This window comes from Streptomyces sp. NPDC047886 (genome assembly GCF_043204435.1).
GTDB lineage: Bacteria > Actinomycetota > Actinomycetes > Streptomycetales > Streptomycetaceae > Streptomyces.
This window is the reverse complement of the sequence record NZ_JBIDCF010000004.1, coordinates 325,880-351,347: the sequence shown is the minus strand read 5'-3', so window position 1 is coordinate 351,347 and position 25,468 is coordinate 325,880. Positions and strand designations below refer to the sequence as shown.

23 protein-coding genes are annotated in these 25,468 nt (G+C 74.9%); 8 read left to right on the top strand and 15 right to left on the bottom strand.

All coding sequences use genetic code 11. From position 1 onward, the window contains the following. Positions 1–122: 122 nt before the first annotated feature. Together ACGF5U_RS16520 and rfaE2 are read left to right on the top strand one after the other, a co-directional pair. Positions 123–797, top strand: coding sequence for an SIS domain-containing protein (locus ACGF5U_RS16520; RefSeq protein ID WP_392718504.1), 675 nt, complete (start codon positions 123–125; stop codon positions 795–797). Next, a complete protein-coding gene (gene rfaE2 / locus ACGF5U_RS16515) occupies positions 794–2,197 on the top strand; it encodes a D-glycero-beta-D-manno-heptose 1-phosphate adenylyltransferase (protein ID WP_392718502.1) in 1,404 nt (467 codons plus the stop codon). Before ACGF5U_RS16520 ends, rfaE2 begins: the two co-directional genes overlap by 4 nt. Positions 2,198–2,247: 50 nt before the next feature. Here the strand turns inward: rfaE2 and ACGF5U_RS16510 are convergent, their stop codons facing one another. Next, on the bottom strand, positions 2,248–3,657 hold the full coding sequence (locus ACGF5U_RS16510) for an MFS transporter (protein WP_392718500.1): 1,410 nt from the start codon (positions 3,655–3,657) through the stop codon (positions 2,248–2,250). Positions 3,658–4,081: 424 nt separating this feature from the next. Here ACGF5U_RS16510 and ACGF5U_RS16505 point away from each other — a divergent pair, with 424 nt between their 5' ends. Then, positions 4,082–4,828: an SDR family oxidoreductase gene (locus ACGF5U_RS16505; RefSeq protein WP_392718498.1), complete on the top strand. Its 747-nt coding sequence runs from the start codon at positions 4,082–4,084 to the stop codon at positions 4,826–4,828. A gap of 218 nt (positions 4,829–5,046) precedes the next feature. Here the strand turns inward: ACGF5U_RS16505 and ACGF5U_RS16500 are convergent, their stop codons facing one another. The 3 genes from ACGF5U_RS16500 to ACGF5U_RS16490 form a co-directional block, all read right to left on the bottom strand. After that, the gene (locus ACGF5U_RS16500; protein WP_392718496.1) at positions 5,047–5,385 is read right to left on the bottom strand and encodes a DUF3140 domain-containing protein; all 339 of its coding nucleotides are present in this window, start codon (positions 5,383–5,385) and stop codon (positions 5,047–5,049) included. 73 nt (positions 5,386–5,458) lie between these two features. Next, the gene (locus tag ACGF5U_RS16495; protein ID WP_392718494.1) at positions 5,459–7,939 is read right to left on the bottom strand and encodes a SpoIIE family protein phosphatase; all 2,481 of its coding nucleotides are present in this window, start codon (positions 7,937–7,939) and stop codon (positions 5,459–5,461) included. A gap of 109 nt (positions 7,940–8,048) precedes the next feature. Next, positions 8,049–10,736 carry a SpoIIE family protein phosphatase gene (locus tag ACGF5U_RS16490; RefSeq protein ID WP_392718492.1) on the bottom strand — a complete coding sequence of 896 codons (2,688 nt, stop codon included), beginning with the start codon at positions 10,734–10,736 and terminating at the stop codon, positions 8,049–8,051. A 135-nt stretch (positions 10,737–10,871) separates the two neighbouring features. On the opposite strand from ACGF5U_RS16490, the gene ACGF5U_RS16485 reads away from it, so the two are divergent. Continuing rightward, the gene (locus ACGF5U_RS16485) at positions 10,872–11,798 is read left to right on the top strand and encodes a MurR/RpiR family transcriptional regulator (protein ID WP_392718490.1); all 927 of its coding nucleotides are present in this window, start codon (positions 10,872–10,874) and stop codon (positions 11,796–11,798) included. 388 nt (positions 11,799–12,186) lie between these two features. Here ACGF5U_RS16485 and ACGF5U_RS16480 read toward each other — a convergent pair whose 3' ends face one another. Beyond that, positions 12,187–12,396, bottom strand: a complete 210-nt coding sequence (locus tag ACGF5U_RS16480) for a DUF5133 domain-containing protein (protein ID WP_392718488.1) — start codon at positions 12,394–12,396, stop codon at positions 12,187–12,189. 195 nt (positions 12,397–12,591) lie between these two features. Here ACGF5U_RS16480 and ACGF5U_RS16475 point away from each other — a divergent pair, with 195 nt between their 5' ends. Next, positions 12,592–12,780 (top strand): DUF2795 domain-containing protein, encoded by a 189-nt coding sequence (locus ACGF5U_RS16475; protein ID WP_392718486.1) that lies wholly within the window; start codon positions 12,592–12,594, stop codon positions 12,778–12,780. A gap of 55 nt (positions 12,781–12,835) precedes the next feature. On the opposite strand, the gene ACGF5U_RS16470 is transcribed toward ACGF5U_RS16475, so the two are convergent. From ACGF5U_RS16470 to ACGF5U_RS16460, 3 genes are all read right to left on the bottom strand, one after another. Further along, entirely contained in the window at positions 12,836–13,585 is a 750-nt protein-coding gene (locus ACGF5U_RS16470; RefSeq protein WP_392718484.1) for a class I SAM-dependent methyltransferase, read from the bottom strand. A gap of 38 nt (positions 13,586–13,623) precedes the next feature. Beyond that, positions 13,624–16,425: a SpoIIE family protein phosphatase gene (locus ACGF5U_RS16465; RefSeq protein ID WP_392718482.1), complete on the bottom strand. Its 2,802-nt coding sequence runs from the start codon at positions 16,423–16,425 to the stop codon at positions 13,624–13,626. A 388-nt stretch (positions 16,426–16,813) separates the two neighbouring features. Next, on the bottom strand, positions 16,814–18,130 hold the full coding sequence (locus tag ACGF5U_RS16460; protein WP_392718480.1) for a DUF5954 family protein: 1,317 nt from the start codon (positions 18,128–18,130) through the stop codon (positions 16,814–16,816). A gap of 122 nt (positions 18,131–18,252) precedes the next feature. On the opposite strand from ACGF5U_RS16460, the gene ACGF5U_RS16455 reads away from it, so the two are divergent. Together ACGF5U_RS16455 and ACGF5U_RS16450 are read left to right on the top strand one after the other, a co-directional pair. Next, the gene (locus tag ACGF5U_RS16455; RefSeq protein WP_392718478.1) at positions 18,253–18,891 is read left to right on the top strand and encodes an alpha-ketoglutarate-dependent dioxygenase AlkB family protein; all 639 of its coding nucleotides are present in this window, start codon (positions 18,253–18,255) and stop codon (positions 18,889–18,891) included. A gap of 174 nt (positions 18,892–19,065) precedes the next feature. Then, entirely contained in the window at positions 19,066–19,332 is a 267-nt protein-coding gene (locus ACGF5U_RS16450) for a hypothetical protein (RefSeq protein WP_392718476.1), read from the top strand. Between the two features lie 23 nt (positions 19,333–19,355). On the opposite strand, the gene ACGF5U_RS16445 is transcribed toward ACGF5U_RS16450, so the two are convergent. Further along, a complete protein-coding gene (locus tag ACGF5U_RS16445) occupies positions 19,356–19,595 on the bottom strand; it encodes a hypothetical protein (RefSeq protein WP_392718474.1) in 240 nt (79 codons plus the stop codon). An 80-nt stretch (positions 19,596–19,675) separates the two neighbouring features. Further along, positions 19,676–19,882 carry a hypothetical protein gene (locus ACGF5U_RS16440; RefSeq protein WP_392718472.1) on the bottom strand — a complete coding sequence of 69 codons (207 nt, stop codon included), beginning with the start codon at positions 19,880–19,882 and terminating at the stop codon, positions 19,676–19,678. 507 nt (positions 19,883–20,389) lie between these two features. On the opposite strand from ACGF5U_RS16440, the gene ACGF5U_RS16435 reads away from it, so the two are divergent. Then, positions 20,390–20,602 carry a hypothetical protein gene (locus ACGF5U_RS16435; protein WP_392718470.1) on the top strand — a complete coding sequence of 71 codons (213 nt, stop codon included), beginning with the start codon at positions 20,390–20,392 and terminating at the stop codon, positions 20,600–20,602. A gap of 50 nt (positions 20,603–20,652) precedes the next feature. Here the strand turns inward: ACGF5U_RS16435 and ACGF5U_RS16430 are convergent, their stop codons facing one another. From ACGF5U_RS16430 to ACGF5U_RS16410, 5 genes are all read right to left on the bottom strand, one after another. Next, positions 20,653–21,090 (bottom strand): DUF3040 domain-containing protein, encoded by a 438-nt coding sequence (locus ACGF5U_RS16430; protein WP_392718468.1) that lies wholly within the window; start codon positions 21,088–21,090, stop codon positions 20,653–20,655. Between the two features lie 70 nt (positions 21,091–21,160). Then, entirely contained in the window at positions 21,161–22,036 is an 876-nt protein-coding gene (locus ACGF5U_RS16425; RefSeq protein ID WP_392718466.1) for a slipin family protein, read from the bottom strand. Beyond that, entirely contained in the window at positions 22,033–23,427 is a 1,395-nt protein-coding gene (locus ACGF5U_RS16420) for a nodulation protein NfeD (protein ID WP_392718464.1), read from the bottom strand. The genes ACGF5U_RS16425 and ACGF5U_RS16420 overlap by 4 nt, the downstream gene beginning before the upstream one ends. Before the next feature lie 111 nt (positions 23,428–23,538). Continuing rightward, positions 23,539–24,048, bottom strand: a complete 510-nt coding sequence (locus ACGF5U_RS16415) for a DoxX family protein (RefSeq protein WP_392718462.1) — start codon at positions 24,046–24,048, stop codon at positions 23,539–23,541. A gap of 389 nt (positions 24,049–24,437) precedes the next feature. Continuing rightward, positions 24,438–25,229, bottom strand: coding sequence for a universal stress protein (locus ACGF5U_RS16410; RefSeq protein WP_392718460.1), 792 nt, complete (start codon positions 25,227–25,229; stop codon positions 24,438–24,440). Positions 25,230–25,468 lie beyond the last annotated feature (239 nt).

Here is a 25,468-nt window from a genome sequence, read left to right as displayed (position 1 = left end):
CGGACCACCGGCGGACGCCGTGGCCCGGGACCCGTTCCCCGGGTCCCGGCCGAACCCCGAAGCCCGAAGGAGGTGCGGGGCAGCCGCCGTCCCCGAGGGGGCGCGGCGCACCCCGAACACTCATGAGCGAACCCCTTGCCCCTCTCCCCCCGGAAGCCGCGCGGCGGCACCTCCGGTCCCTGGAGGACGCGCTCGCCAGGTTCCGGCGACAGCACCTGGAGCAACTGGCGGACTGGGGCGGGCACCTCGCCGCCGTCCTCCCTGCGGGCGGGCGGCTCCTCGCCGCGGGAAACGGGGGCAGCGCCGCCCAGGCGCAGCACCTGACCGCCGAACTCGTCGGCCGGTACCAGCGGGAGCGGCCCGCGTACTCGGCGATCGCGCTGCACGCCGAGACGTCCAGCGTGACCGCCATCGGCAACGACTACGGCTTCGAGCAGGTGTACTCCCGGCAGGTCGCCGCCCATGGCCGCCCCGGTGACGTGCTGGTGCTGCTGTCCACGTCCGGGCGGAGCGCCAACCTGATCGCGGCAGCGGTGACGGCACGCCGGGCCGGGCTGCGGGTGTGGGCCCTGACCGGGCGCCGGCCCAACCCCCTGGCCGAGGCTGCCGACGAGGCCCTGTGCGTGGACGCGGCGACCACGGCCACCGTCCAGGAGGCCCACCTGGTGGCCGTGCACGTGCTGTGCGAGTGCTTCGACTCGGCGCTCGAGGCCCCGGCGGGGCGGACGGCACGCGCGGCGGGCCCCATGCGGGCGGGCGCCGCGCAGCCGGTCGCGGCGCGGCGGAGGCTGTCATGAGCGCGCGGCAGCCGCTGGTGGTCGTCGGCGACGTCCTGCTCGACGAGGACATCGAGGGCGTCTCCACCCGGCTGGCGCCCGACGCCCCCGCGCCGGTCGTGGACGTCACGGGCGACCACCGCAGGCCGGGCGGCGCCGGACTCGCCGCCGCCCTCGCCACCCGGGGCGACCGGGAGGTGGTCCTCGTGACCGCGCTCGGCGACGACCCCGCGAGCGAGGCGGTACGCCGCACTCTGCGCGGCCGGGTCCGGCTGGTGGAGCTGCCGCTGCGCGGCACGCTGCCGGTGAAGACCCGGGTGCTGGCCTCCGGCCGGCCGCTGGTGCGCATCGACCGGGGCGGCGGCGACCCGGGCGAGCCCGACGACGCGGTGCGCGACACGCTGGCGGAGGCGCACGCGGTGCTCGTCGCGGACTACGGGCGGCACACCGCGAGCGCGGTGCGGGCGCATCTGGCGGCCGTGGCGCCCCGGGTGCCGGTGGTGTGGGACCCGCATCCACGGGGCGACGCGCCGGTACCCGGCGCCCGGATCGTCACCCCCAACGCCGCCGAGACCAGGGCGCTGTGCCCGGGCGACGGCGAGTCGCTGCGGGCCTACGCCGAGCGGGGCGCCGACCTGGCGCAGCGGTGGCGTGCGGCGGCCGTCGCCGTGACGCTCGGCGAGCGGGGTGTGCTGCTGACCCGGCCGGGCGCGGGCACCCCGATGCTGGTCCCGGTCCCGTACCGGGCCACGGGCGACCCGTGCGGCGCGGGTGACTGCTTCGCCGCGGCGACGGCCGCCGCGCTGGCAGACGGGGCGCTGCCGGAGGAGGCGGTGCAGCGGGCCGTCGCCGAGGCCGCCGCGTTCGTCGCCGCGGGCGGCGCGGGCAATCCGGCGCTGTGGCGGGCCCCGTCCGCGGCGCGGCGGGAGGAGCCGGCACCGGCCGACCCCTTCGCCCTGGCGGAGCGGATCAGGGCCCGGGGCGGCACGGTGGTCGCCACGGGCGGCTGCTTCGATCTGCTGCACGCCGGGCACGTGGGCCTGCTGGAGAGCGCGCGGCGGATCGGCGACTGCCTGATCGTGTGCGTCAACTCGGACGCGTCGGTCGGACGGCTGAAGGGGCCCGGCCGGCCGCTGAACCCGATCGCCGACCGGGTGCGGGTCCTCGCGGGGCTCGGCAGCGTCGACGCGGTGGCCGTCTTCGACGCGGACACGCCCGCCGAGCTGCTGGCCCGCCTCCGCCCGGACGTCTGGGTCAAGGGCGGCGACTACTCGGCGGACGACCTGCCGGAGGCGGAGGTGCTCCGCGCCTGGGGCGGCCAGGCCGTGGTGCTGCCCTACCTGGACGGCCGCTCCACCACCTCGCTGGCCCGGCGCGCCGCACGGGCGGCGGAGGTCCCGGCCCGCCGCCCGACACGGTGAGGGGCCGGGCGAGCGGCCCCGCCCCCCGCCGCCCGGGCGGCCGCCGGGGGTCAGGCCGCGGTGGAGAGCGCCGGGCGGTCGGCGACGGCCACCTCGGCGCGGACCGGCGCGCCCGTGACGACCGGTGCCCCCGTGACGACCGGTGCCCCCGTGGCGACCGGCGTGCCCGTGACGACCGGCGCCTCGGCAGGGATCGGGACCGGGGCGGGGGCCGGGGCGCGGCGGCCGCGCAGCAGGTAGCCCGCTCCGATGACGGCGGCGATGAGCAGTCCGCCCGTCACGAGCGCGCCGCGCGCTCCCGCGAACTCCATGAGCAGGCCCAGCAGGGGCGGTCCGGCGAGTCCCCACACCGTGCGGATGCTGCCCCAGACGCCGAGGACGCGGCCGCGCATATGGGCGGGCGGGTCGGTCTGCAGGACGGTGGTGCCCGCCGTGTCGGAGACCGACTCGACGATCGCCATCGGCAGGACGAGGACGAGCAGCACGGCCAGCGAGGGCGACAGGCCCGCCGCGACCTGGAGGAGGGCCCCGGCGGCGGCCAGGGTGCCGACGAGGCGGACGGACGGCTTGCGCAGCCGGGCGCCGAGGACGGCGCCGAGGATGCCGCCGACGGCGAGGACCGTCGAGACGGTTCCGAAGGCCCCGGCCCCGCCGGCGAGCGGCCCGGTGACCAGGACCGCCAGGGTGAGCCCGTAGTTGCGGCCGAAGACGGCGCTGACGCCGGTCACGACCGCGAGCGCGACCAGCCGGGGCCGACGGGCGAAGTAGGCGAGACCCTGCCGTATCGACAGGTCGTCCGGGCCCCGCTCCGGCCGCGAGGCGCCCGATCCGCGCACGCCCTCGGCGGCCTTGTCGGCCTTGCGGGACCGAGAGGTGCCGGCGGTCTTAGCGGCCTCGACGACGCGGGTGGCCCCGGCGACCGGGCGCAGGAAGGGGATGACGGCCGTGACGAACAGGAACGACAGACCGTTCGCGGCGTACGCGGCGGCCGTGCCGAGGAACCCGACGGTGATACCGGCCAGGGCCGCGCCGGCGAGTCGGCCCGCGTTGTGCACGAGCGAGCCGACGCCGATCGCGGACGGCACGTCCTCGGTACGGACGAGGTCGTTGCCGAGCAGCGCGCACGCGGGCCCGTCGATCGTGGCGATGAGCCCGGTGACGGCGGCCAGCGCCATCAGGACACCCACGCCGAGCTGGTCGAAGGCGACGAGGAACGCCGTGGTGAAGGCGACGGCGCCGAGCAGCGCCTGGCTGACGGCGGCGGTGAGCTTCCGGGGCCAGCGGTCTACGGCGGCGCCGCCCACGAGGCTCATCAGGAGGCCGGGCGCGGCCTGCACCGACAGGGAGAGCCCGGTCGCGGCGGCGGAGCCGGTGATCTGCAGCACCAGCAGGTTCTGCACGGTGAGCTGCATCCACGTACCGGCGTTGGACACGAAGTTCGCCACGGACCACCAGCGCATGCTGCGGTACCTGAGCGAACGCCACGGGGAGCGGTCGGCCGACGGCGCGGGAGCGGTTTCGGGGGCAGGGGCGGGGGTCGGCGCGGAGGCCGGGGGAGAAAGAGGCACGGTGAGCTACTGGGGTGCGAGTACGGGACTCGGATGGCGGAATCCGGCGGACTCGGGGCACCGGCTGCTCTGCTCGGTCGCTCCACCGGGAACGGTCTGCGCTGCGGTCCCGCAGCGTCGACCATCGTGGCAGACCCCGCCGGGCGGTGCGGGCGCCCGCACTCCGTGTCCCGTGCCGCGAGACCCCGACTCCCGTGCCCGGCAAGGGAGTCGGCACTTCTGGTGGGCTTGCTCACAGTGACCGTCCGGGGTGCCGGAAGCGGCTCCCGGAGCCACAGTGGGGAGACGTCACGACCGACCGAGGGAAGGCGAGAGCATGAACGGCGGAGTACAGGTCGAGCTACACGGAAAGCAGGCCCTGGTGACCGGCGGGGCGCGCGGACTCGGCGCGTCGATCACCCGCAGGCTGGCCGGGGCGGGCGCGGCCGTCCTGGTGGCGGACGTGCGCAAGGAGCAGGCGCGGGAGCTGTGCGACGCGCTGAACCGGGAGGGCGGCGACGCCCGGTTCGTGGAGATGGACGTACGGGACGCGGAGGCGGTCGCCGGGGTGTTCCGGGAGCTGGAGCAGGACGGCTCGGCGGTGGACGTCCTGGTCAACAACGCCGCCGTCGACGTCTCCAAGCCGATCGAGCACCTGACGGCCGAAGAGGTGACCCGGGTCGTCACGACGAACCTGCTGGGACCGATGTACCTGTGCCTGGAGACCTACCGCCGGATGGTGGCCAGGGGCGGCGGCCACATCGTGAACATCCTCTCCACGGCCGCGAACCGGACGTGGACCGAGGCGGGCCCCTACGCCGCCGGCAAGACGGGGCTGCGCGCGTTCACGCACACCCTGTTCAAGGAGGCGCAGCGGGACTGCCCGGGCATCGGGGTCACCGGGATCATCGCGGGCGGCATGGAGACCCCGTTCATCATGGAGCGGTTCCCGGACGCGGACGTGTCGCTGCTGCAGAGCCCCGACGTGGTCGCCGACGCCGTGCTGTACGCGCTGTCGGTGCCGGCGGGCAGCGCGGCGGCCGAACTCGTCGTGGTGCCGCGCGGCGAACCGTCCTGGCCGTGACGGCCGTGCGGCCTCGTACCGCGCGGTGACGCGCGGGCCGGCCGGGCGCCACGCGGTCCCCGGGCCTCCCGCGCCCGGCACGGCGGCCCCGGGGACGGGGCGCCCTCAAGGGACGGTCGGCGCGGCTCGTGAACGGTCGGCGGCGGGAACGGTCGGCGCGGGGCGGGAACGGTCGGCGCGGGGCGGGCGGGGTCCCGCCCGGGGTCCCGCCGCGGTGGTCAGACCGGCTTCAGGGGGTCGTGCCCGATGTTCATCAGGCTGCGGCGCCAGTCGTCGCCGCCGGCGGTCGGCTCCAGGTCGGGCCCGCGCTGGGTGCGCACGATCTCGCAGACCCGTCGCATGACGTCGACGTCGTCGTCGTTGATGTCGGTGCGCCGCTTGCCGAGGATCTCCAGGACGCGGCGGCCCCTCGGCGGCCCGGCCTTGTCGGGGACCTCTTCCGTCTCCTCGCCCGCCGCCTGGGTGCTCAGCCACTCCTGCAGCTCGCGCGAGGTCATGTTCACGACCGTGTGGAACTCGTCCCACAGTTCGGCGGTGATGTGTTCGGACGCTGCCATGACGTGCCTCCGGCGTTTCGGGGTCCCCCCTCGGGTTGCCGACGCGTGGCCGTGGCAAACCCCCGCCGACCGATCAAGGGGAGGACAGGGGCTGCTCCGCCCAGATGGTCTTGCCGGTGGCGGTGTAGCGGGTGCCCCACTGCTGGGTCAGCTGCCCGACGAGGAACAGGCCGCGGCCGCCCTCGTCCTCGCTGCCGGCACGGCGCGGGTGGGGGGAGGTGTGGCCGGTGTCGGACACCTCGCAGATCAGGTTCCGGTCGCGGATGAGGCGCAGCTGCACGGGGCCTTTCGCGTAGCGGATGGCGTTGGTGACGAGTTCGCTGACGACGACCTCGGTGGTGAAGGAGAGGGCGTCGAGGCCCCAGTCGGCGAGCTGCCGATCGGCCAGTGAGCGGGCGCGGCCCACCTCCTCGGGGCCGGTGGCCAGGTCCCAGGCGGCGACCCGGTGGCGGTCGAGGACACGGGTGCGGACGAGGAGGAGTGCGGCGTCGTCGTCGACGGGCCCGGGCAGCAGGGTGGCGACCGCGCGTTCGCACAGGTCGTCGAGGGGGGCGTGGTGGTCGGCGAGTACGGCGCGCAGCGCGCCGAGCCCCGCCTCGGGGTCGCGGTCGCGGCCCCGGACGAGGCCGTCCGTGAACAGGGCGACGAGGCTGCCCTCGGGCAGCACCATGTCCATGCTCTCGAACGGCAGTCCGCCCAGTCCGAGGGGCGGGCCGCCCGGCACGTCGGGGAAGGAGACCTCGCCGGTGTCGGGGGCGACGACGGCGGGTGCGGGGTGCCCGGCGCGGGCCACCCGGCACACGCCGGTGAGGGGGTCGTAGACGGCGTACAGGCAGGTGGCGCCGAGCGCCTGGTCGTCGGGGAGTTCGAGGGCGCCGGGGCGGGGTCCGGGCTCTGCGCCGGGGCCGGGCGCGTACAGGTGCTCGTGGGCCGCCTGTCCGATGAGGTCGTCCAGCCGGGCGAGGAGCTCGTCGGGGGCGAGGTCCTGCCGGGCGAGGACGCGCACGCTGGTGCGCAGCCTGCCCATGGCGGCGGCGGCTCCCACGCCGTGGCCGACGACGTCGCCGACGACGAGGCCCACGCGGGCGCCGGAGAGGGGGATGACGTCGAACCAGTCGCCGCCGACGCCGGCCCTGGTGTCGGCGGGCAGATAGCGGTGGGCGACGTCGAGGGCGGTGAGCGGGGGCACGTTCCTGGGCAGGAGGCTGCGCTGGAGGAGGAGGGCCGCGGTGTGCTCGCGGGTGAAGCGGCGGGCGTTGTCGATGCAGACGGCGGCCCTGGCGGCCAGCTCGTCGGCGAGGGGCAGGTCGTCGGGTCCGAACGGGTCGGGGTGGCGGTCGCGGGTGAAGGTGACGACGCCGAGGGGGACGCCCTCGGTGCGCAGCGGTACGACGATCCGGGAGCGCGGGGCCGGTTCGCCGCCGTGTTCGGCGTGGCCGGGCGTGCGGTCGAGGACGGAGCGTTCCGTGGCGAGGGCGCGGGCCTGGGGCGAGCCGGGCGGGTGGTCGACGGTCTCGCGCCGCCGGGCCCGCTCGGCGTGGGTTCCGGTGGCGGGCGGTGCCGGACCGGAGCCCGCCCCGTCCACCGGGCCGCCCCACACGCGGACGACGCGGGCGGCGGGCGCGGTGCCGGGCACGGGCTGTTCGCCGTCGAGTACGACGTCCAGCAGGTCGACGGTGACGGCGTCGGCGAACCGGGGTACGGCGACCGAGGACAGTTCGCGGGCCGTGCCGCTCATGTCCAGGGTGGTGCCGAGGACGCCCCCGGCCCGTACGAGCAGGTCGAGGCGCTGTTGGGCGAGGTAGCGCTCGGTGATGTCGACCGTCTCCTCGCAGACCCCGAGCGGAACGCCGTCGCCGCCCTGGAGCCGGTAGTAGGAGCAGGACCAGACGTGGTCGTGGTCGGGATCCGAGGGCGGACGGCCCCGGTAGTGGAGCTCGATGACGGGCTTGCCGTCGGCGAGGACCTGGCGCATGGTCTCCGTCAGGGTGGCCGGCCGGCCGGGGGTCAGGACCTCGCCCTGGGCGACCATCTCGTCCGGGCCGAGCCCGGCGTACTGGGTGGTGCCCATCTCCTCGTACAGGGCGTGGTTGGTCCAGACGACGAGCAGGTCCGTGTCGTAGATGGCGAGGCCGACGGGGGACTGGGTGGCGAGGCCGCGCAGCATCGACTGGAGCGCCTCCCACCGTTCGGTCTCGTCGGCGTCGGCCACCGCGAGGAGCTGGGCGGGGCCGGTGTCTCCCGCCGTGAGGGGCAGCGTCGCGGTGGTGACCCGGACGATGCGCCCGTCGCGGTGGCGCATGTGCCTGACCTGGCGGCGGGCCCTGGCGGCGCCGGGCAGGTCGGTGGCGGCGGCGTAGGCGCCGGCCCGGTCCACGACGAGACCGCCGATGGGGCGGCCGACGATCTCGTGGGCCGGGTAGCCGAGCAGTTCCTGGGCTGCGGGGCCCCAGCCGATGACGGTGCCGTACGCGTCGAGTACGGCGGTCGCGGCTCGGCTGACGTCGAGGGGGCCCCGGAAGTCGGCGCCCGGCGGCACGTCGCTCCTGCTCATGGCCACCGCCTCGTCGGTCCTTGCGGGTGGCGGACGCCGGTCGTCGCGCCCCGGCCGCCCAGGTCGCCGCGGTCGGCGACGGCTGCGGCGTGGCGCGGTGCGCGGGCCGTCACGGCGTCCCCCAGGAGACGCCGGCCTCGTCGCCCCGCCCGCCGTCCGGGCGGCCCGTCGGGCGTGTGGGCCGGTCCTCACGGGTGGGCCCTGCCGGGCGGGGCGGCGGCGCCCCGGTGCCGGGCGTCGGCGTCCCGGGGCCGGCCGCAGGCACGGGATCGGGCGGCGTCTGGCGCCAGCGGGCCGCGAGCAGCAGGGCGATGTCGTCGGGGCGGTCGGTCGAGTCCCGCGCCTCGTCTATCAGCCGGTCGGCGATGGTGGCCAGCGGAACCTGTCCCGCCGCGCCGAGCGCGCCGCGCAGGCGTTCTATCCCGAGGTCGATGTCGGTTCCGGGCGCCTCCACCAGGCCGTCCGTGAAGAAGGCGAGGACACCGCCCGGCGCGAGGTGCAGTTCCGTGACCGGGTACTCGGCGTCCTGGTCGATGCCGAGCACGACACCGCCGGGCAGGTCCAGGACCCGCGTCAGGCCGTCGGGTTCGCGCAGCAGCGGTGGCAGATGACCGGCCCGTACCGCGCGCAGCAGACCCGTCGTGGGATCGAGTACGGCGTAGCAGCAGCTGGCGAACTGGCCGGGGTCGAGGTCGATGAGGAGCCGGTTGGTGCCGCTCACCACCTGCTGGGGCTCGTGTCCGCCGAGGGCGAAGGCGCGCACGGCGCTGCGCAGTTGGCCCATGGTGGCGGCGGCCGCGACACCGTGGCCCTGGACGTCGCCGATGACGAGGGCGAGGCCCTGGCCGGTCTCCACGACGTCGTACCAGTCGCCGCCGACGTCCATGCCCTGGGTGCCGGGGAGGTAGCGCCCCACGGTGTCCACCTGGCGCAGCCTGGGCAGCCGGTTGGGCAGGAGGGCGTCCTGCAGTCCCCGGGCGAGGGCCGCCTCCGTGTCGTAGCGCTGGGCCCGCTGGAGCGCCTGCGCGATGAGCCCGGCGAGCGCGGTGAGGACCGTGCGTTCCTCGGGGCTGAAGCCGCGCGGCTGGTCGAAGCCGAGGATGCAGGAGCCGACCGGGCGTCCTGAGGCGATCAGCGGCAGGAAGGCCCGGGCGCCGACGTGCGCGTCGAGGGGGATGCCGGGGTAGGCGGCGGCCAGGCGCTGCATCGACTCGAAGAAGATGGGCCGCCCGGAGGTGAGGGTCTCGACGCCGGGCAGCCGGGCGTCGAGGCCGACGCCGTCGAACCGGTCGAGGAAGCCCTGCGGGAACCCGGTCTCCCAGGCGAGGTGGAGGTGGCGTTCGCTGAGGAGGTAGATGGCCAGTTGGCGTCCGCCGAAGGCGGGCAGCAGCTCCTCGGTGACCACGGCCGAGACCTGCCGGGCGGTGACGGCCTCGGTGAGGGCGATGGCGAGGGCGACCGGTCGGTACAGCACGGACGCCCGGTCGGCGGGCGAGCCGAGTCCGGCACCGGGCGTGGCGACGGAACCGGGGCTGTACAGGGGGGCCTCGGCGGCGCCCAGGGTGACCGTCAGCCCGTCGTGGCCCGGGTAGAGGGAGACCGACAGCCAGGCGTCGGCGGTGCGGTGGGCGAGGAAGTGGACGGGGTCGTGGGAGATCAGCGCGGCCCGGAAGTGGTCCTCGTAGGCGGGGCGACCGGTCCACGGCAGGACGTCCCACAGGTCGCGCCCGACCAGCTGGGGGCGGCCGTGCCCGAGGAGGGTCTCGGCGCTGCGGCTGACGTAGGTGATCCGGCCGAGCCGGTCGAGGGAGAGGATGCCCTGGGCGAGCCGGTCGGCCGCGGCGGCCACGATGGGCCCGGTTCCGGGGTCGACGATGAAGCCGCTCAGCATCCCGGCGGGGCCGCCGCCGGGAGGGGCCGCCGGATCCCGGCCGTTCTCGTGCCGGGACAGTTCGAGCAGGTAGGGGCGGCCGTCGCGGCCCCGCAGCCAGATCCTGCGCCCGGGCGGCCGGCCGGTCGCGGAGACCTGGCGGGCGACGGTCCACAGCCCGTACACGTCCTCGGGCGCGAGGAGGGCCTCCAGTCCCGCGCTGGTGCGGGGCGTCTCGCCGGGGCCCGCGCCGAGGATGGCGCACAGGTCGTCGTCCACGGTGACGGTGTCGGTGTCCAGGTCCCAGTCGAGGTGGCCGATCCGTACGGGGGGCGTGGCGCCGGCCGGCAGCTGGACGGCGGTGGGTTCGCCGTCCCATGCGACGGTCGTACCGCGCGAGGCGAGGGCGGCGAGGTCGTCGCCGAGCCGCTTGGCTGCGCCCCGCATCCGGCTGCGGTCGTCCGGCGTGACGGGCCGCCCGGGGGTGGCGGAGCGCAGGACCACCAGGACGCCGAACCTCTCGTCGCCGTCGGCGACGGGCGCGTACAGCGAACCGAAGGGGAACGGCAGCCCGGCCATCAGCTGCGGGAAGCGGCGCATGGCCTCCTCGGCGTCGGCGAGATGGACGGCGCGGCCCGAGCGGTAGGCCTCGGCGACGGGGAAAGGCCGGTTCACATGCATGCGCCACCAGGGCCGGAACAGCCGGCCGGGCAGTCCGGCGAGTACGGCGAGACGCAGCAGCCCGGGGGTGCGCGAGCGGAGGTAGACGCCGCCGGCGTAACCGCCGACGGCTTCGATGGTGTCGGCCGTCGCCTGGGCGAGCGGCATGAGCAGGCCGTCCGCGGCGGCCCCGCCGGCGCGCGGTTCCTCCTGCGCGTGCCGCGTCCGGCCGCTCCGCGCGGGCCCGGGCACGCCGTACCAGGTCACACAGCCAGCATGCGCCAGGGCGGCGGGGGCGCGCACGTCGGTCGGCCGGGTACGCCGCTCGACCTCGGCGGCCGGCCCCGTTGGGCTATGTTGAACCACGAGGTGGGACGGGGTGGGACGGAAGGAGACGCACCGGTGCCATCAGGGCAGCAGCGGGCACGCGCGCAGGCGGCCGCGATCACGCCGGGCAGGCAGTCCCCGGAGGCGGAGGCGCCCCCGACGGACCGGGTGCTCGCGCTGTTCGGCGGCCACCGGCTGTCCCCGGCACAGCGGCGCATCGCGCAGTACATGGTCGACCACCTCACCGAGGCCGCGTTCCTCTCCATCACGGATCTCGCGGAGCGGGTCGGGGTGAGCCAGCCGTCGGTGACCCGGTTCGCGACGTCGCTGGGGTACAGCGGTTTCCCGGCGCTGCGGGAGGCGTTGCAGCCGATCGCGCTGAGCGCGGTGGCCGGTTCCCCGGACAGCCGTGAGGAGATCCGCCGCAATGAGCTGCAGGCGGCCATCGACGCCGAGATCGACAATCTGGAGACGCTGCGCCGGGTGCTCGCCGATCCCGGTCAGGTGCTGGAGGTGGGCCGCCTGCTGGCGGACTCGGTGCCGCTGACGGTGCTCGGGCTGCGGATCTCGGTGTCGCTCGCGGAGTACTTCGCCTACGCGGCGCGGCGTATCCACCCGGACGTCCGGCTGGTGACGCGCGGTGGCAGCGTCGCCTATGACGCGCTGCTGCAGTCGCGGGAGGCTGGCGGGAGCTGGGTGCTGGCGTTCGCGATGCCCCGGCACGCCAACGAGACGCTGGCCGCCGTGCGGGCGGCGCGGCGGACCGGGCTGCGTGTGGCGTTGATCACGGACCTGACGTTCGGGCCGCTGGTGGACGAGGTGGATGTGTCGCTCACCGCGCCGACCGGTTCCCGGCTGGTCTTCGACTCGTACGCGGCGCCGGGCGTGATGTCGGCCGCCGTCCTGCAGGCCATGGCAGATGCCAATCCCGAACGTACCCAGACCCGCCTGGAAGGGTACGAACAGATCGCGGAAGAGCACGATTTCTTCCTGGACGGCTGAGCCGCGACGGCGCCAGGGGGCCGGTATCGGCCGTCGCGCCCCGCTCGGCGTGCGACTCGTCAGGGGGCGTGCCGAACCCGGCGCGGCCCCTCCGCCACAGGCGTCCCAGGCGCCACAGGAGGCCCCCTGCGAGCGAAATTTTCCCGCCAGGAACGAGCATGAAATTTTTCATGCCCTTGCTTACTCAACGGTATATATATTTACTGCTCGCACGCCCCGCGCGCACCGCAGTGTGCGACGCGGAGCCCGATGATCGAACACTGAAGGGCGGCGCTCCCTCCTCGCGCCGCCCTGCGTGTTCCCCACCGGGTGGCCCGCTCTCCCCTGCGGGCGCCCGTGGCGGCCCCGGTCTACCCCTGGGCCGGGGCCGCCAGAACCTCTCCCCGCGTCAGCCGGCCGTCGCGGCCAGTCTCGCCCTCGCCGCGGCGAGGGCCTGCTCGAGCTGACGGGTCCCGGTCGTCACGCACAGCGTGTACGTCACGTCGTCGAGTCGCCGTTGCAGATCGGGCGCGAGGGCCAGGCCCTGGGATGCGGCCGCACAGAGGGACTCGTAGCGGGCCACGAGTTCGCGAAGCACTGCGGGATGCGCCAACAGCATGAAGGAACCTGCCTTTCCCACGCCATGAAAAAAGGAAGGGGGCGATACTCCGGCCCCGGTCCGGGACGCTCTCCTCGCACAGGATGTGCCCGCGCTCCCCGGACCTCACACGACATTGTGATGCAACCGTGATGAGTTTGCCCGGCGCGCGCCCGAGGCGTGTGCGCTCCCTAGCGGTGGGGTACCCGCCGGCCCATGAAGGTGAACCCCATCGAAATGCAGAAGAGCCTCGGTGGCGTGAGCTACCCCGCCTCCAAGAAGGACATCGTCGCGCAGGCGGAGAAGCACCACGCCGACAAGAAGGTCCTGGACGCGCTCAAGTCGATGCCCGACAAGGAGTACGACTCGCCCGCGGCCGTGAACAAGGAGGTCGGGAGGGACTGACTCGACGGCCCCCCAGGTGGGCCTTCACCATTCCCCAACCATCGACGCCGCCCCCTCAACCGGGGCGGCGCGCCATGACGACACGGCAGCGGGGCGCCCCGTCGTCACGCCGGCCCAGTTCCTCCAGCGCCGACGTCCCGACCGTGAAGCCGGCCGCCGTCAGGTCGGCCACCACGTCCGGGAGGCGGAAGGTCCGGTAGTACATGACGAAGCGCGGCCGCCACAGCGCGTTCCGGAGCCGCATCGCCAGATCGAAGCCCCACAGCGCCCAGTAGGTCCGCGAGCCGACCGCCGGCGGCGCCCCCACCGGGAAGGCGAACAGGCCGCCCGGCCGCAGTGCCTCGTACACCTGCCGGAACAGCGCGGGTCGTTCGGCCGGCAGGAAGTGGCCGAACGCGCCGAAGCTCACCGCGAGGTCGAATGCCGCACGGAAGGGCAGCGCCCGGGCGTCGGCCCGCACCCAGTCGGTGCGCGGCACCTCCTCGAAGGGCCCTTCGCCGGGCGGCCCGCCCGGCGTGGCGCGGGCCTGGGCGAGCATCCCCGCGCTGAAGTCCACGCCCGTCACCCGCTCCCGGCACAGCGAGCGCAGGACGCCCGTGCCCGCTCCGGTGCCGCAGCAGACGTCGAGGCCGGCGCGGAACGGTCCGTGGGGGCGTACGGCCTCCGCGAACGCCTCCAGCACCCGGTCCGGCGTCCGGAACGGAGTCAGGTCGAACTTGGGCGCGAGCAGGTCGTAGCCGTGCTCGGTGGAGGACAGCGCCTGCACGGCGAGTTCGCGGAAGGTCGGTCCGGTGGGTGTGAACATGGCGGCTCAGCGTAACGGCGCGGCGGCGGGGACGGGGGTCACAGCGGGTCGACGTCCATGACGTCGAAGAGCAGCGGCCCGCCGCCGCCCGTCCCGTACGCCCGGGTGCCGGGCAGCGGCTGTTCGGCCCAGATCACCTTGCCCTGCGCGGTGTAGCGGGTGCCCCAGCGCTCGGAGAGCTGTGCCACCAGGAACAGTCCGCGGCCGCCCTCGTCCATGGTGGCCGCGTAGCGCAGATGGGGCGAGGTGTTGCTGCTGTCGGCGACCTCGCAGGTCAGGACCCGGTCGTGGAGCAGCCGGACGTGCACCGGCGCGGCGCCGTAGCGGATGGCGTTGGTGATCAGCTCGCTGAGGACGAGTTCGGTGGTGAACGCCAGATCGGACAGGCCCCACGCGTCCAGTTGTTCGACGGCGGCGGCGCGGATGCCCGCGACGGCTCCCGGGTGGAACGGCACGTCCCAGCCGGCGACGCGCTCGGGGCCGAGGCTGCGGGTGCGGGCGATGAGCAGCGCCACATCGTCCTTCGGGTGGGCGGGCAGCAGCGAGTCCAGGACCGCCTGACAGCTCTCCTCCGGTGTCCTGCCGGGGTGGGTCAGGGCCTGGCGGAGCAGCTCAAGACCGACGTCGATGTCCCGGGTGCGGTCCTCGATCAGCCCGTCGGTGTAGAAGACGAGCTGGCTGCCCTCGGCCAGTTCGATCTCGGTGGTCTCGTACGGTATGCCGCCGAGACCGAGGGGCGGCCCGGCGGGCAGGTCCGGGAACTCGACGCGTCCGCCGGGGTGGACGAGCGCGGGCATGGGGTGCCCGGCGCGGGCCATCGCGCAGCGCCGCGAGACCGGGTCGTAGACCGCGTAGAGGCAGGTGGCACCGGTCATACCGGCCGGGAGCTCGCCGGCGTCGGCGGACCGGGCCCCGGAGCCGGTGCCGGTGCCGGTCGGACCGAGCAGGCCCTCCGTCTCGTCCTGGTCGATACGGCCGACGAGGTCGTCCAGGCGGCCGAGGAGTTCGTCGGGCGGCAGGTCCAGGGTGGAGAAGTTGTGGACGGCGGTACGCAGCCGGCCCATGGTCGCGGCGGCGTGCAGGCCGTGGCCGACGACGTCGCCGACGACCAGCGCGACCCGGCTGCCGGGGAGCGGGATCACGTCGAACCAGTCGCCGCCGACACCGGACTGGGCGGGCAGGTACCGGTGGGCGACCTCCAGGGCGCTCTGCTCGGGCAGGGCGCGCGGCAGCAGGCTCCGCTGGAGGGTGACGGCCATGGCGTGCTCGCGGGTGTAGCGGCGGGCGTTGTCGATGGCGACGGCGGCGCGGGCGACGAGCTCCTCGGCGAGCGTCAGGTCGTCGTCCTCGAACGGCTCGGGCTTCTCCGACCGCCAGAAGTTGGCGACGCCGAGTACCACTCCCCTGGCCTTGATGGGGACCGCGATCAGCGAGTGGATGCCGTACTCCACGATCCTGCGGGTCGTCTCGGGGTCCTGGGCGTGCCAGCCGGGGGCGTCGGCGAGGTCGGCGACGATCTCGGAGCGTCCGGTGCCGAACCCGCGCGCCTGCGGGGTGGAGGGCACGAACGCGATCATCCGGCCGGTCGGGTACAGCGGGTGGTCGTCGCGGATGCCCGTGGACGCGGTACGGCGCATGTCGGTCCCGCCGCCGGTCGGCTCGTCGCCGCGGAGCACCGGGTCGGCCAGGTCGACGGTCGCGAAGTCGGCGAAGCGCGGTACGGCGACCTCGGCGAGTTCCTCGGCGGTGCGGACGACGTCCAGGGTGGTGCCGATGCCGACACCCGCGTCGTACAGCAGGTTGAGGCGGCTGCGGGCACCTTCGGCGCGGCCGGTCAGGGCGCGCAGCTCGGTGGTGTCGCGGATGGTGACGACGGTGCCGGCGGGGCCGCCGTGGCGGTCGGTGGGCCGCTGGTTGACGGCGAGGAGCCGGTCGGCGGCGGGCACGACCTCGTCGGTGGCCAGCCGGCCGGAGGTGAGCAGTTCGCAGACGCCCGGGTCGAGGCCCGGCAGGTCCCTGATGTCCTGTCCCTCCGCGTCGGGCGGGAGTTTGAGGAGCCGTTCGGCCTCGTCGTTGGCGAGGACGAGGCGCCCGTCGCCGCCGACGATGACCACGCCTTCCCGTACGGCGTGCAGGACGGCGTCGTGGTGTTCGTACACCCGGGTCATCTCGGCGGGCCCCAGGCCGTGCGTCTGGCGGCGCAGCCTGCGGGTGACGAGTGCCGTCCCGGCCGTGGCGAGCGCCAGTCCGGCGGCGCTGGTGCCGAGGATGACGGGGAGCTGGCGGTTGACGACCCCGGTGACGTTGCTGACCTTCAGGCCGGCGGAGACCAGGCCGACGACCGTGCCGTCGGGGTCCGTGACCGGGACGACGGCCTGCACCTCCTCGCCGAGGGGGCCGTCGACGCGTTCGGTGAGGACGCGGCCCGCCAGGGACGGCTCGATGGTGCCGACGAACCGTTTGCCGATGCGGTCGGGCTGCGGGTGGGTGTAGCGGATCCCTTCGGTGTCCATCACCACGATGAAGTCCACGCCGGCCTTCCTCCGGGCCGTCTCGGTGAGCGGCTGGAGCACCGCGGCGGGGTCGGGGGACTCCAGCACCTCAAGGAGGCCGGGGGCGTGCGCGAAGGACTCCGCGACGGCGATCGACCGGTTCCTGGCCTCCCGGTCGCCCTCGGCGCGGGACTGGAGGAGCAGGGCGAGCAGCGCGCCGAGCACGAGCAGCACGACGAGCGCGACCTGAAGGACGAAGACCTGCCCCGCCACACTCCGTGGACGCCTCTCGGTCAGTGACCGAACCGAAGCACTGCGGAATCGGTCGAAGAACTTGACCACGCTCATTTCTAACACCCCGAGGCCGACCCGGCCCCCGCCCGCGCGCCGGAGATGCGGACGGCCGGGGGAGGCACGGGTACGGGGCGGGGCGACACGGCCGTTCGCCGCCCCCGGGCCGACGCGGGGAACGACGCGGCGGCCGCGATCAGGACGAGGTCGACGCGGCGGGGGCGACGCGGGCGGGGTGCGTCCCGGGTGGGAGCGACCTGGGTGGGAGCGACCTGGGGCCTGGAGCAGGAGCGACGCGGCGCGAGCGACGCGGGGGGCGACCCCGGGCGGGAGCGACCCGGGGCGCCGGAGCGGGAACGGCCCGGGGGGCGGCCCGGACGGGCGACCCGAGCAGGGTCGACGCGACCCGCCGACGCGCGCGGCGAACGGGCGGCGCGCGCCCGGGTCAGCGGTCGCGGCGGCGGGCCTCCTCCTCGTGGAACAGGTCGGCCAGCCGCTGGGTCTCCTCGTCCAGGGTGACCGGAGCGCTCTCGTCCTCGTCGTCCGTGATGACGCCGTCGGCGACGAGCTGCTGGTGCTGCACCATCACCGGGAGCTGCGGGTCCGGGTCGGAGGGGCGCGGGCCCTCCGGACCGTCCGGGCCGATCCGTACGAGGCGCTCCACCCGGACGATCCTGAAGCGGCGCCCCTCGACCTCCAGGTCGTCGGCCGGCGCCGCGTCGAAGCGGTCGGCGGCGGCCGAATAAGGGACGCGTTCGGCCGGCTGGAGATTGAGCTCCCACGGGATCATGACCCGCAGGGCGAAGGCGAGGCCGTCGCGGGCCGCCTGCGGGGTGTCGCTCGTGGCGGCGGAGTCAGGCCGCCACCGACCGTTCTCGCACTCGGCGGTCAGGAACGTCGCGGGCAGCAGGACCCCGCCGGGGTGCGTCCGCGCGGCCCGCCGCGAGTCCTCGCGGACATCCTGCGGCACGGTGCCGGCCTTCCGCACGAGGGAGAGCAGCTCCACCTTGAGGATGCCCTCGGACATCCCGGTCGCGGCGACCGGGTCGATCACGAAGCCCTGGATCGGCCGGGGCGCCTTGTAGCCCTCGCCGGGCACGGCCGGGTCGGGGTCGGAGGGCCGCGGGGGTTCGGGACCGTCCGGGCCGGTGCGGATGAAGCGCTCGGCGCGGGCGACCCGGTGGCGGACGCCGAGGACGGTCAGCTCGTCGACGGCCTCCCACTCCATCCGTTCGGCCGCCGCCATCCACACGGCGTGCTGCTCCTCGTCCCCGGCCTGCCGGGCCCCGTGCGCCCGCTCGCGGAACCGGGAGCCCATGACGTCCCGGGCGTCCTGCGGGGTCTGCTCGGCGAACGAGTCCAGGACCTCCCAGCCGCCGTCCTCGCGCTCCCGTACGACGCCGAAGACCGGCCCGCCGGCCGAGAGGAGCTTCGGGTAGGCGTCGCGGGCGCGCCACGCCTCCAGGTCGGCCACCGCCGCGACCGGTTCCTCGGGGGCGGTGACCCGGATGGTCCGGTACGCGGGGACGGTCTCGATGTCGTCGGGCGCCCCGTCGACACCCTCCGCCGGGTCGACGCGCTCCGGCTCGTGGGCCCGGTTCTGCCCGTGGGTCCGGTTCTGCCCGTGGGTCCGGTTCTGCCCATGGGACCGGTACGCGTCCATCCCTTGCGCGTCGATGCCGTGCGCGTCGATGCCCTGCGCGCGCTCGCCGCGGTCGCCGCCCTCACCGGCGCCGCCTGCCTTGTCAGCCGTTTCAGCCATGCGCATGAGCTTGCCGCCCGGCGCGGCGCGCATGCGCCGCTCGGACCAAACACCAGCCGTTGTTGGACATGGACGCATCGGATAATGGTTCACCAGTTCGATTACAGGGTTACTCTTGAGCCATGGAGCCACATGTTCCGGGCCTTCAGGGCTCCCTGTTCGACCAGAGCGACGAGATGCGGCTCGGGCCGCTCACCGGCGTCCGGCGGACCCTCCTCGGGACCGGCGCGTGGATCGATCTGCTGCCGGCGTGGCTGAGCGGCGCCGACGCCCTGTTCGAGGAGCTGGCGGCCGGCGTGCCCTGGCGGGCCGAGCGACGCGTGATGTACGACCACGAGGTCGCCGTACCCCGGCTGCTCGCCTTCTACGGGCCGGGCGATCCCCTCCCCCACCCGGTGCTGACCGAGGCCCGCGCAGCGCTGTCCGCGCACTACGCCGACGAGCTGGGCGAGCCGTTCACCACGGCGGGCCTGTGCTTCTACCGGGACGGCCGGGACAGCGTCGCCTGGCACGGCGACCGGATCGGCCGCGGCTCCCGCGAGGACACGATGGTCGCCATCCTGTCGGTGGGCGAGCCACGTGACCTCGCCCTGCGGCCCGTCGGGGGTGGCGCGGCGACGAGGCGCCTGCCGCTGGGGCACGGGGACCTGGTCGTCATGGGCGGCTCCTGCCAGCGGACGTGGGAGCACGCGATCCCCAAGACGGCTCGGGGCGCGGGTCCGAGGATCAGCATCCAGTTCCGGCCGCGGGGCGTGCGCTGACCGCCGGTCGCGGACGGCGGCGGGCGGCGGTCGCCCACGTGAGACGAGGGGCGATTTCCAGCCGTCGGCCCGGGTATGGCTTGCCGTGTGCGGCCATCCCTCGGCGAGGGGGGACGCGGTGCCGGAGGGGACTGGGGGCGCAGGGTGGTCAAGCGGGAGTTTGAAGAGCGCGGTGTGCGCATCAGGCGGGGCTGGCGGCAGCTGACGACGGCCGGGAGGGTGCGGGTGGCCGAGGGCCGGCTGACGCTGCTGAACAGTCACGGTGGCGAGATCGACAGCGCACCCCTGTCGGAGGTGCGCGTCGGAGAGCCGTGGTACGCGCCGCGCGGCTGCCTGCGTGCGGTGCTCGGCAGGACGGTCTATCTGCTGCGCCTCGGCCCCGCGCGGGCCCGGGAGGTGAGGGAGTTGGCCCATCGGGCCCGGACGTGGCGGCGTACGTGACGACGGGCGCGGGACAGCCCGGGTCAGTAGCACCACCAGGTGCCCTCGGGCGGCTGCGGGATCCAGGTGTAGAGGCCGCCGTCGGCGGGGCCGCGCCGGTAGACGGCGGTCACGGCACCTGCCCGGTACGTCCGCACGCGCTCGGACTTGCCGTGCTGGTCGGTGCGTTCCAGCACGATCTCACCGGCGGCGGTGCGGCCTGCGGCGTCCGCCTCGATCAAGGTGTCCCCGCCGTGGGCGAGTTGCAGCATGAAGACGGCCATGGGGTGTGCTCCGTGTACGTGATGGCGCGAGTGCGTGAGGTGCGTGAGGTGCGGGTAGGTGCGGGTAGGTGCGGAGAGCTCTAGATCCCGACGGGGATCGCGGGCAGGTCCTCCCAGACCTGCCGCAGTTCCGTGTAGCGGCGGTCGGGCAGCTGCTCCAGCACGGCCCGCACCTCGGGCCGGGCGCCGACCGCGGCGATGAGCAGATCGCTCCTGCTCATCGCCCCGTTGGCGAACAGACCGGCAAGGTGATCGGCGATCTCTATCCGGGTGACGTCGTCAGCCATGGCTTTCCCCAGTGTGAACGCGTGCGAACGAGCGGCGGCAAGGTGATGGTGGCGGTGGTGCGTGCGGATGCGAGTGCGGTGCGGGGGCCCGGGTGGCGCGGGTCGGAGACCGGCCGTTCCGGCGGGTGGGGCTCCTCCCACCGCACCGGGCGGTCGCACGGCAACGGTCCACCGGCCACCCGGGAACGGCGTACGGGAGCAGGCCGGCCGGGCCGGCGAGCGGCACCAATCTAACGCAGTGACAGAGTGCCGAAGCAAGTCACCATCCGGCACTGACGAGCATTCGCGCCATGTTCGCGTACAGGAACGATCCATCCATCATCACGACATCGACCGTTCACCCTCACGTCGCGTGAGAGTTGCCGTCGCGGAACGGGCAGGACGGCGAGGGGAGACGAGCGCGTCGGGCGCCGGAGTGCGCGGGAGCACGCACAGCCGACCGGCGCGACCTTCGGTCACACCTTCACGTGACGGTAAGATCGCGCTGAGTGAGGACGGAGGGCAGCCATGTCAACGGTGACGCGGCAGGAGATCAGCGCCTGCACCGGCCGGGCCTTCGGGGCCGGCTGGGTCGGCAGGAACGAACTGTGCGCCGCCGCACGGGCGGCCGGCGCCCGGCCGGAGGTCCTCGCGCTGCTGGAGCACCTTTCTCCGCACGTACGGGTCTGCGGGCTGCCCGATCTGTGGCTACTGCTCCCCGAACTCCCTGACGGCCGCTGACCGGTGACCGCCGGGGGCCGCACCGTCGACGCCGGGCGGCCCCACCTCACTCACGGTGTGTGACCCGTGAACTGCTGGGTCACGACCGGGGCGTGGCCGGCCGGGGGCAGGCGGTCGTCGCCCGAGCCCGGCGGCATCGACAGCAGCACGGTGAGGATGATGCCCAGGAGGGCCACCACCGCCGCCGCGATGGCGGTGATCCTCCGCCAGTCGCGACGCTCCGCGCACTCCCCGCCCCGGGCCCGGTGCCGCCCCCGGACCCGGCTCTCGCCCGGGTCCCCGGGGGCCCCGTCCTCGCCCCTGCCCTCGCTCCGCTCATCGCCCCGGCCCCTGCCCTCCGGTGTGCCTCGTGGGTCGCGGCGGTCGGCCGGGGTGTCCGGGAACTGCCGACCGAGCGCGACCATGCGCTGGGCCAGGTCGGGGTCTTCACGGGTGAGGAGCTTCTCGATCTGGGCCAGCCGGCGGTCCTCGTCCATTCCGGATGCCATGGCGACCACTTCCTCGGACAGCGTTCCGCTTCTGTCGCTTCTGTCGCTTCTGTCGCTTCTGTCGCTTCTGTCAGGGTGCGGCACCGGGCGGTGTCTGCGCGACCCCGGTGGGGTCGGGGGCGGGTCCGGCGACGGCGGGTCCGGCTGCCGGTCCGGGGGCGGCGGGTTGCGGGCCGCCGGTGCTGCCGTCGGGCGACCTGAGCATGTCGACCAGCCGTAGCACCTCCATCGGCAACGGGAAGATCAGCGTGGAGTTCCGCTCCGACGAGATCTCGGCCATCGTGGACAGGATGCGCAGGTGCATCGCCGCCGGGTGGCCCTCCAGCCGCTGCGCGGCGTCCGCCAGGGTCTCGGCCGCCTCGAACTCGCCCTTCGCGTGGATGACCTTGGCGCGCCGGTCGCGTTCGGCCTCCGCCTGCCGGGCCATGGCCCGCCGCATCGACTCGGGCAACTCGACGTCCTTGACCTCGACCAGGGTGACCTTCACACCCCACGGGTTGGTCACGTCGTCGATGATCCGCTGCAGCTTCTGGTTGATCTCGTCCCGGTTGATGAGGAGTTCGTCGAGGTCGACCTGGCCGAGGATGCTGCGCAGGGTGGTCTGGGCGATCTGCGACGTGCCCCTGATGTGGTCCTCGATGGCGAGGACGGACCGGTTCGGATCGACCACGTTGAAGTAGGTCACCGCGTTCACCCGGACCGTGACGTTGTCCTTGGTGATGACGTCCTGGGGCGGGATGTCCATGGTGACGGTGCGCAGCGACACCCGGATCATGCGGTCCACGACCGGGATGATCAAAAAGAGACCCGGTCCCTTGGCGCCGATGATGCGGCCGAGGCGGAAGATCACGCCTCGCTCGTACTCGGGCACGATCTTGACGGCCGCCATCAGGAGCAGCAGCAGGACTCCCGCACCGAAGATGATGCCGACGAGAGCGGAGTTCATGGCGGTTCCTCCTCAGCGGGGTGCCGTTCTCCGGCCGCCCCGGGTCGGTCTCTCTCCACGATGAGTTCCAGTCCTTCGCGACCGACCACGCGGACCCGCTCGCCTTCGCGGACGGGCTCCTCGCGGCCGCGCACCGTCCACCACGCGCCGTCGAGCAGCACCTGGCCGGTAGCGCCGTCGGCGCCGCGTACGGCCGCGACCCGGCCGATCAGGGCCTCCCTCCCGGTCGTCGCCGGTGCCTGCCTGGCCCGCCAGGCGAGGCGTCCCGCGAGCAGCGAGCCGGCGCCCACCACCACGGCGGTCGGCCACAGCACCGCCGGATCCAGTGCGAGTTCCCCGCGGAAGAGAAGAATTCCGGCGAAGACCAGGGAGGCCGTGCCACCGGCGGCGAAGACACCCACGCCGGGCGTGAGGACCTCGCCGACGAACAGGGCGGCCGCGAGGGCGAGCAGCAGGAGCCCCGCCGCGCTGAACGGCAGCACGCTGAGCGCGGTGAACCCGAGGACGAGGAGGATGGCGCCGGTGACCCCGGCGAGCCCCATGCCGGGGCTGGCCAGCTCGTAGATCACCGCGAGCGTGCCGACGGACAGGAAGAGGTAGGCGAGCTCGGGGCTGGCCAGCGTCTGCCGGACCTCGCCGAAGAAGCCCAGGTCGTGGTCGACGCTGGCGGCCCCCGCCGTGCGGAGCACCACGTCCCGGGTCTGGCCCTGCTGGCCGACGGTGACCTGTCGGCCGTCCAGCGCGGCCAGCAGCGCGTCCCGGTCCGGCGCGACCAGGTCGACCGCGCCGACCCGCACGGCCTCCCGGTCCGGCAGGGAGGTGCCCTTGCGGACCATGTCGGTGGCGAAACCGGTGTCGCGGCCCCGCTGCTGGGCGATGGACAGGGCGAACGCCGCCGCGTCGTTGACGACCTTGTCGCTCGCCTTCTCGCCGCCGCCGGTCACGGGCGTGCCGGCGCCGATGTGGGTGCCGGGTGCCATGGCGGCGATGTGCGCGGCCATGGCGATGTAGGCGCCGGCCGAGGCGGCGCGCGCGCCGGAGGGGGTGACGTGGACGACGACGGGCACCTCGGCGGCGAAGAAGTCCCGCACGATGTCCCGGGTGGACTCCAGCAGCCCGCCGGGGGTGTCCGTCTCGACCAGGAACACGGCGTGGCCCTCCCGTGCGGCACGGTCGAGACCGTCCCTGAGATGCTCGGCGACGACCGGCGTGACGGCGTCGTCCATCCGCGCGACAAGCACCGTCGAAGCGCCCGGGGCCGCCCGGCCCGGGGTGGCCAGGGCGCTCAGGGCGGGCAGGGCCACGAGGCACCCCAGGACCCCGGCCAGTCCGACGAGGAGCAGCCGGGTGAGGGCGCGGAACGGCCACGGCGGCCAGGAGCGTCGCGGCATGGACGGCCTCCTCCCTGCCTCCCTGTCCCTCACGGCCCGGCGCGGACGCCGGTGCCGGCCGAGTACCCCGGCACCGTGCGGGGAGACCTGCGGGAAGCGGGTGAGGCCGATTCAGGGACGGGTGGCCGCCTCGAGCCGGGCATGCCGGGTCAGCCGGGCGTCCAGGGACCAGGCGCCCGCGCCGACGAGCAGCAGGAAGAGGGTGCCGCAGAGCTGGGCGAGATCGGTACGGGACGCGTGGGTGAAGTCCCACCATCCGCGTGCGCCGTCGAACAGCGCGGAGCCGCCCCACAGGATGGGCAGCTTGGTGAGGGCCAGCGCGCCCAGCATGTCGACCACCATCGGTACGGCCGCGAGGCGGGTGAGCAGCCCCAGCAGGATCAGCACGCCGCAGACGATCTCCAGCACGCCGTCCAGGGACGCGAAGAACCCGGGCAGGGGGATGCCCGCCCGGTCGAACCTCCCGGCCCCCAGCTCGTCGGGGCGCAGGAACTTCAGCACGCCCTCGGAGGCGAAGACCGCCCCGACGTAGAGCCGGACGAGCACCACGGCGCCGGGCGCCTCGGTATGGAGCAGCCGGGCCGACCGGGTGCTGGGGCCGGCGGACGTCATGACGTTCATCGGTGGGGGGTCCTTCACGGGGCGGGCGGCGAGGCCGGGAGACGGGCTGGACGGCGAGGCGGCGGCGGGGGCGGCGCGGCCGGAACGGCGCGGGTGAACGGGAGGCGCGGGCGGACGGACGGTGCGGGCGGGGCGGCGGGCCGGGGTCGGCGCGGGGCGGACGGACGGTCCGGGCGGGGCGGCGGGACAGGGGCGCTGGGGGTGTGGGGCGTGCCGGTGGCCGACGTGTCATGGTCCGTCGCCGTGGGGGTTCGGCGGAACAGGACTTCACGCCGTTCCCGCGTACGAGTGACCGCGCCGTCACCGGCCCGGTGGCGGCTGTCCGCCGGACGGGGACGACGGCGGGCGGGCGTCAGCGGCCGCGTTCGGCACCGGGACGCGGGCGGGGCTCAGGACCACTGGGGTACGACGGCGACCGGGCAGTCGGCGTAGTGCAGCATCGCGTGGTTGACCCGGCCCAGGTGGAGCCCGACCCGGTCGTGGCGCCGGCGCGCGCCGACGACCAGCAGGTCCGAGGTCACGGAGTGCTTCAGCAGGACGTCACGGGCCGGGCCTTCGACCGCGAGCCTGCGCACGTCGACCGACGGGTGCGCGGCCACCGCGTCCGCGAGCGCCTCGTCCAGCAGGGCACCGGCCTCGGAGCCGTCCTGCGGCTCCACGGTGCCGGGCGCCGGGCAGCACCAGGCGCACACGGCGTCGACGCCGCTGCCCCGCGCGTCCGCCAGCCGGAAGGCGAACCGTACGGCCTCCGAGCTGCCCGCCGCGTCGGCGACACCGAGCAGGATCGTCCCGCGCCGCTCTTCCGCCGTGCCCTGCTCGTCGCGGACGACGACCACCGGGCACTGGGCGCGCGCGGCGACCGCGAGGCTCACGGAGCCGAGCAGCAGCCCGTTCAGCCCGCCGTGCCCGCGCGCCCCGGTGACCAGGGCGGTCGCGTTGGGGGCCTCGTCCATGAGCGCGGCGACCGGGTCGTCCAGTACCGTCCGGGTCTCCGTGCGGACGCCGGGACGGCGTCCTCGGGCCCGGGTCTCGGCGGCGGCCGCGACGTCCGAGCCGGGGGCCTGCGCCGCGTGCACGATCCGTAGCGGCAGATCGAGGTTGGCCGCCTCGTCCACGGCCCAGTCGAGGGCCAGCAGGCTGGACCGTGACCCGTCCACACCTACGACCAGGGGCAACGTCATCGTCCTCACCGCCCTCTCGCCGGTGGAAGACCTGTGTCGATGATCCTGCTTCGCGGGCCCCGTCCTCAAGGGGCCCGCTCAAGGGGCCGGCTCGCGGCACCTCGTATCGGCGGTTCCCATGAGGCCACCGTCCCACGGGCGCCGGGCGGTACGGGAGAGGAGGTCGGGCCCGGGACCAGCGGCCGGCGGGGACGCCCCGCCGGGCCGAACGGCCCTGTACGACGGCCCTCGGGCCCCTG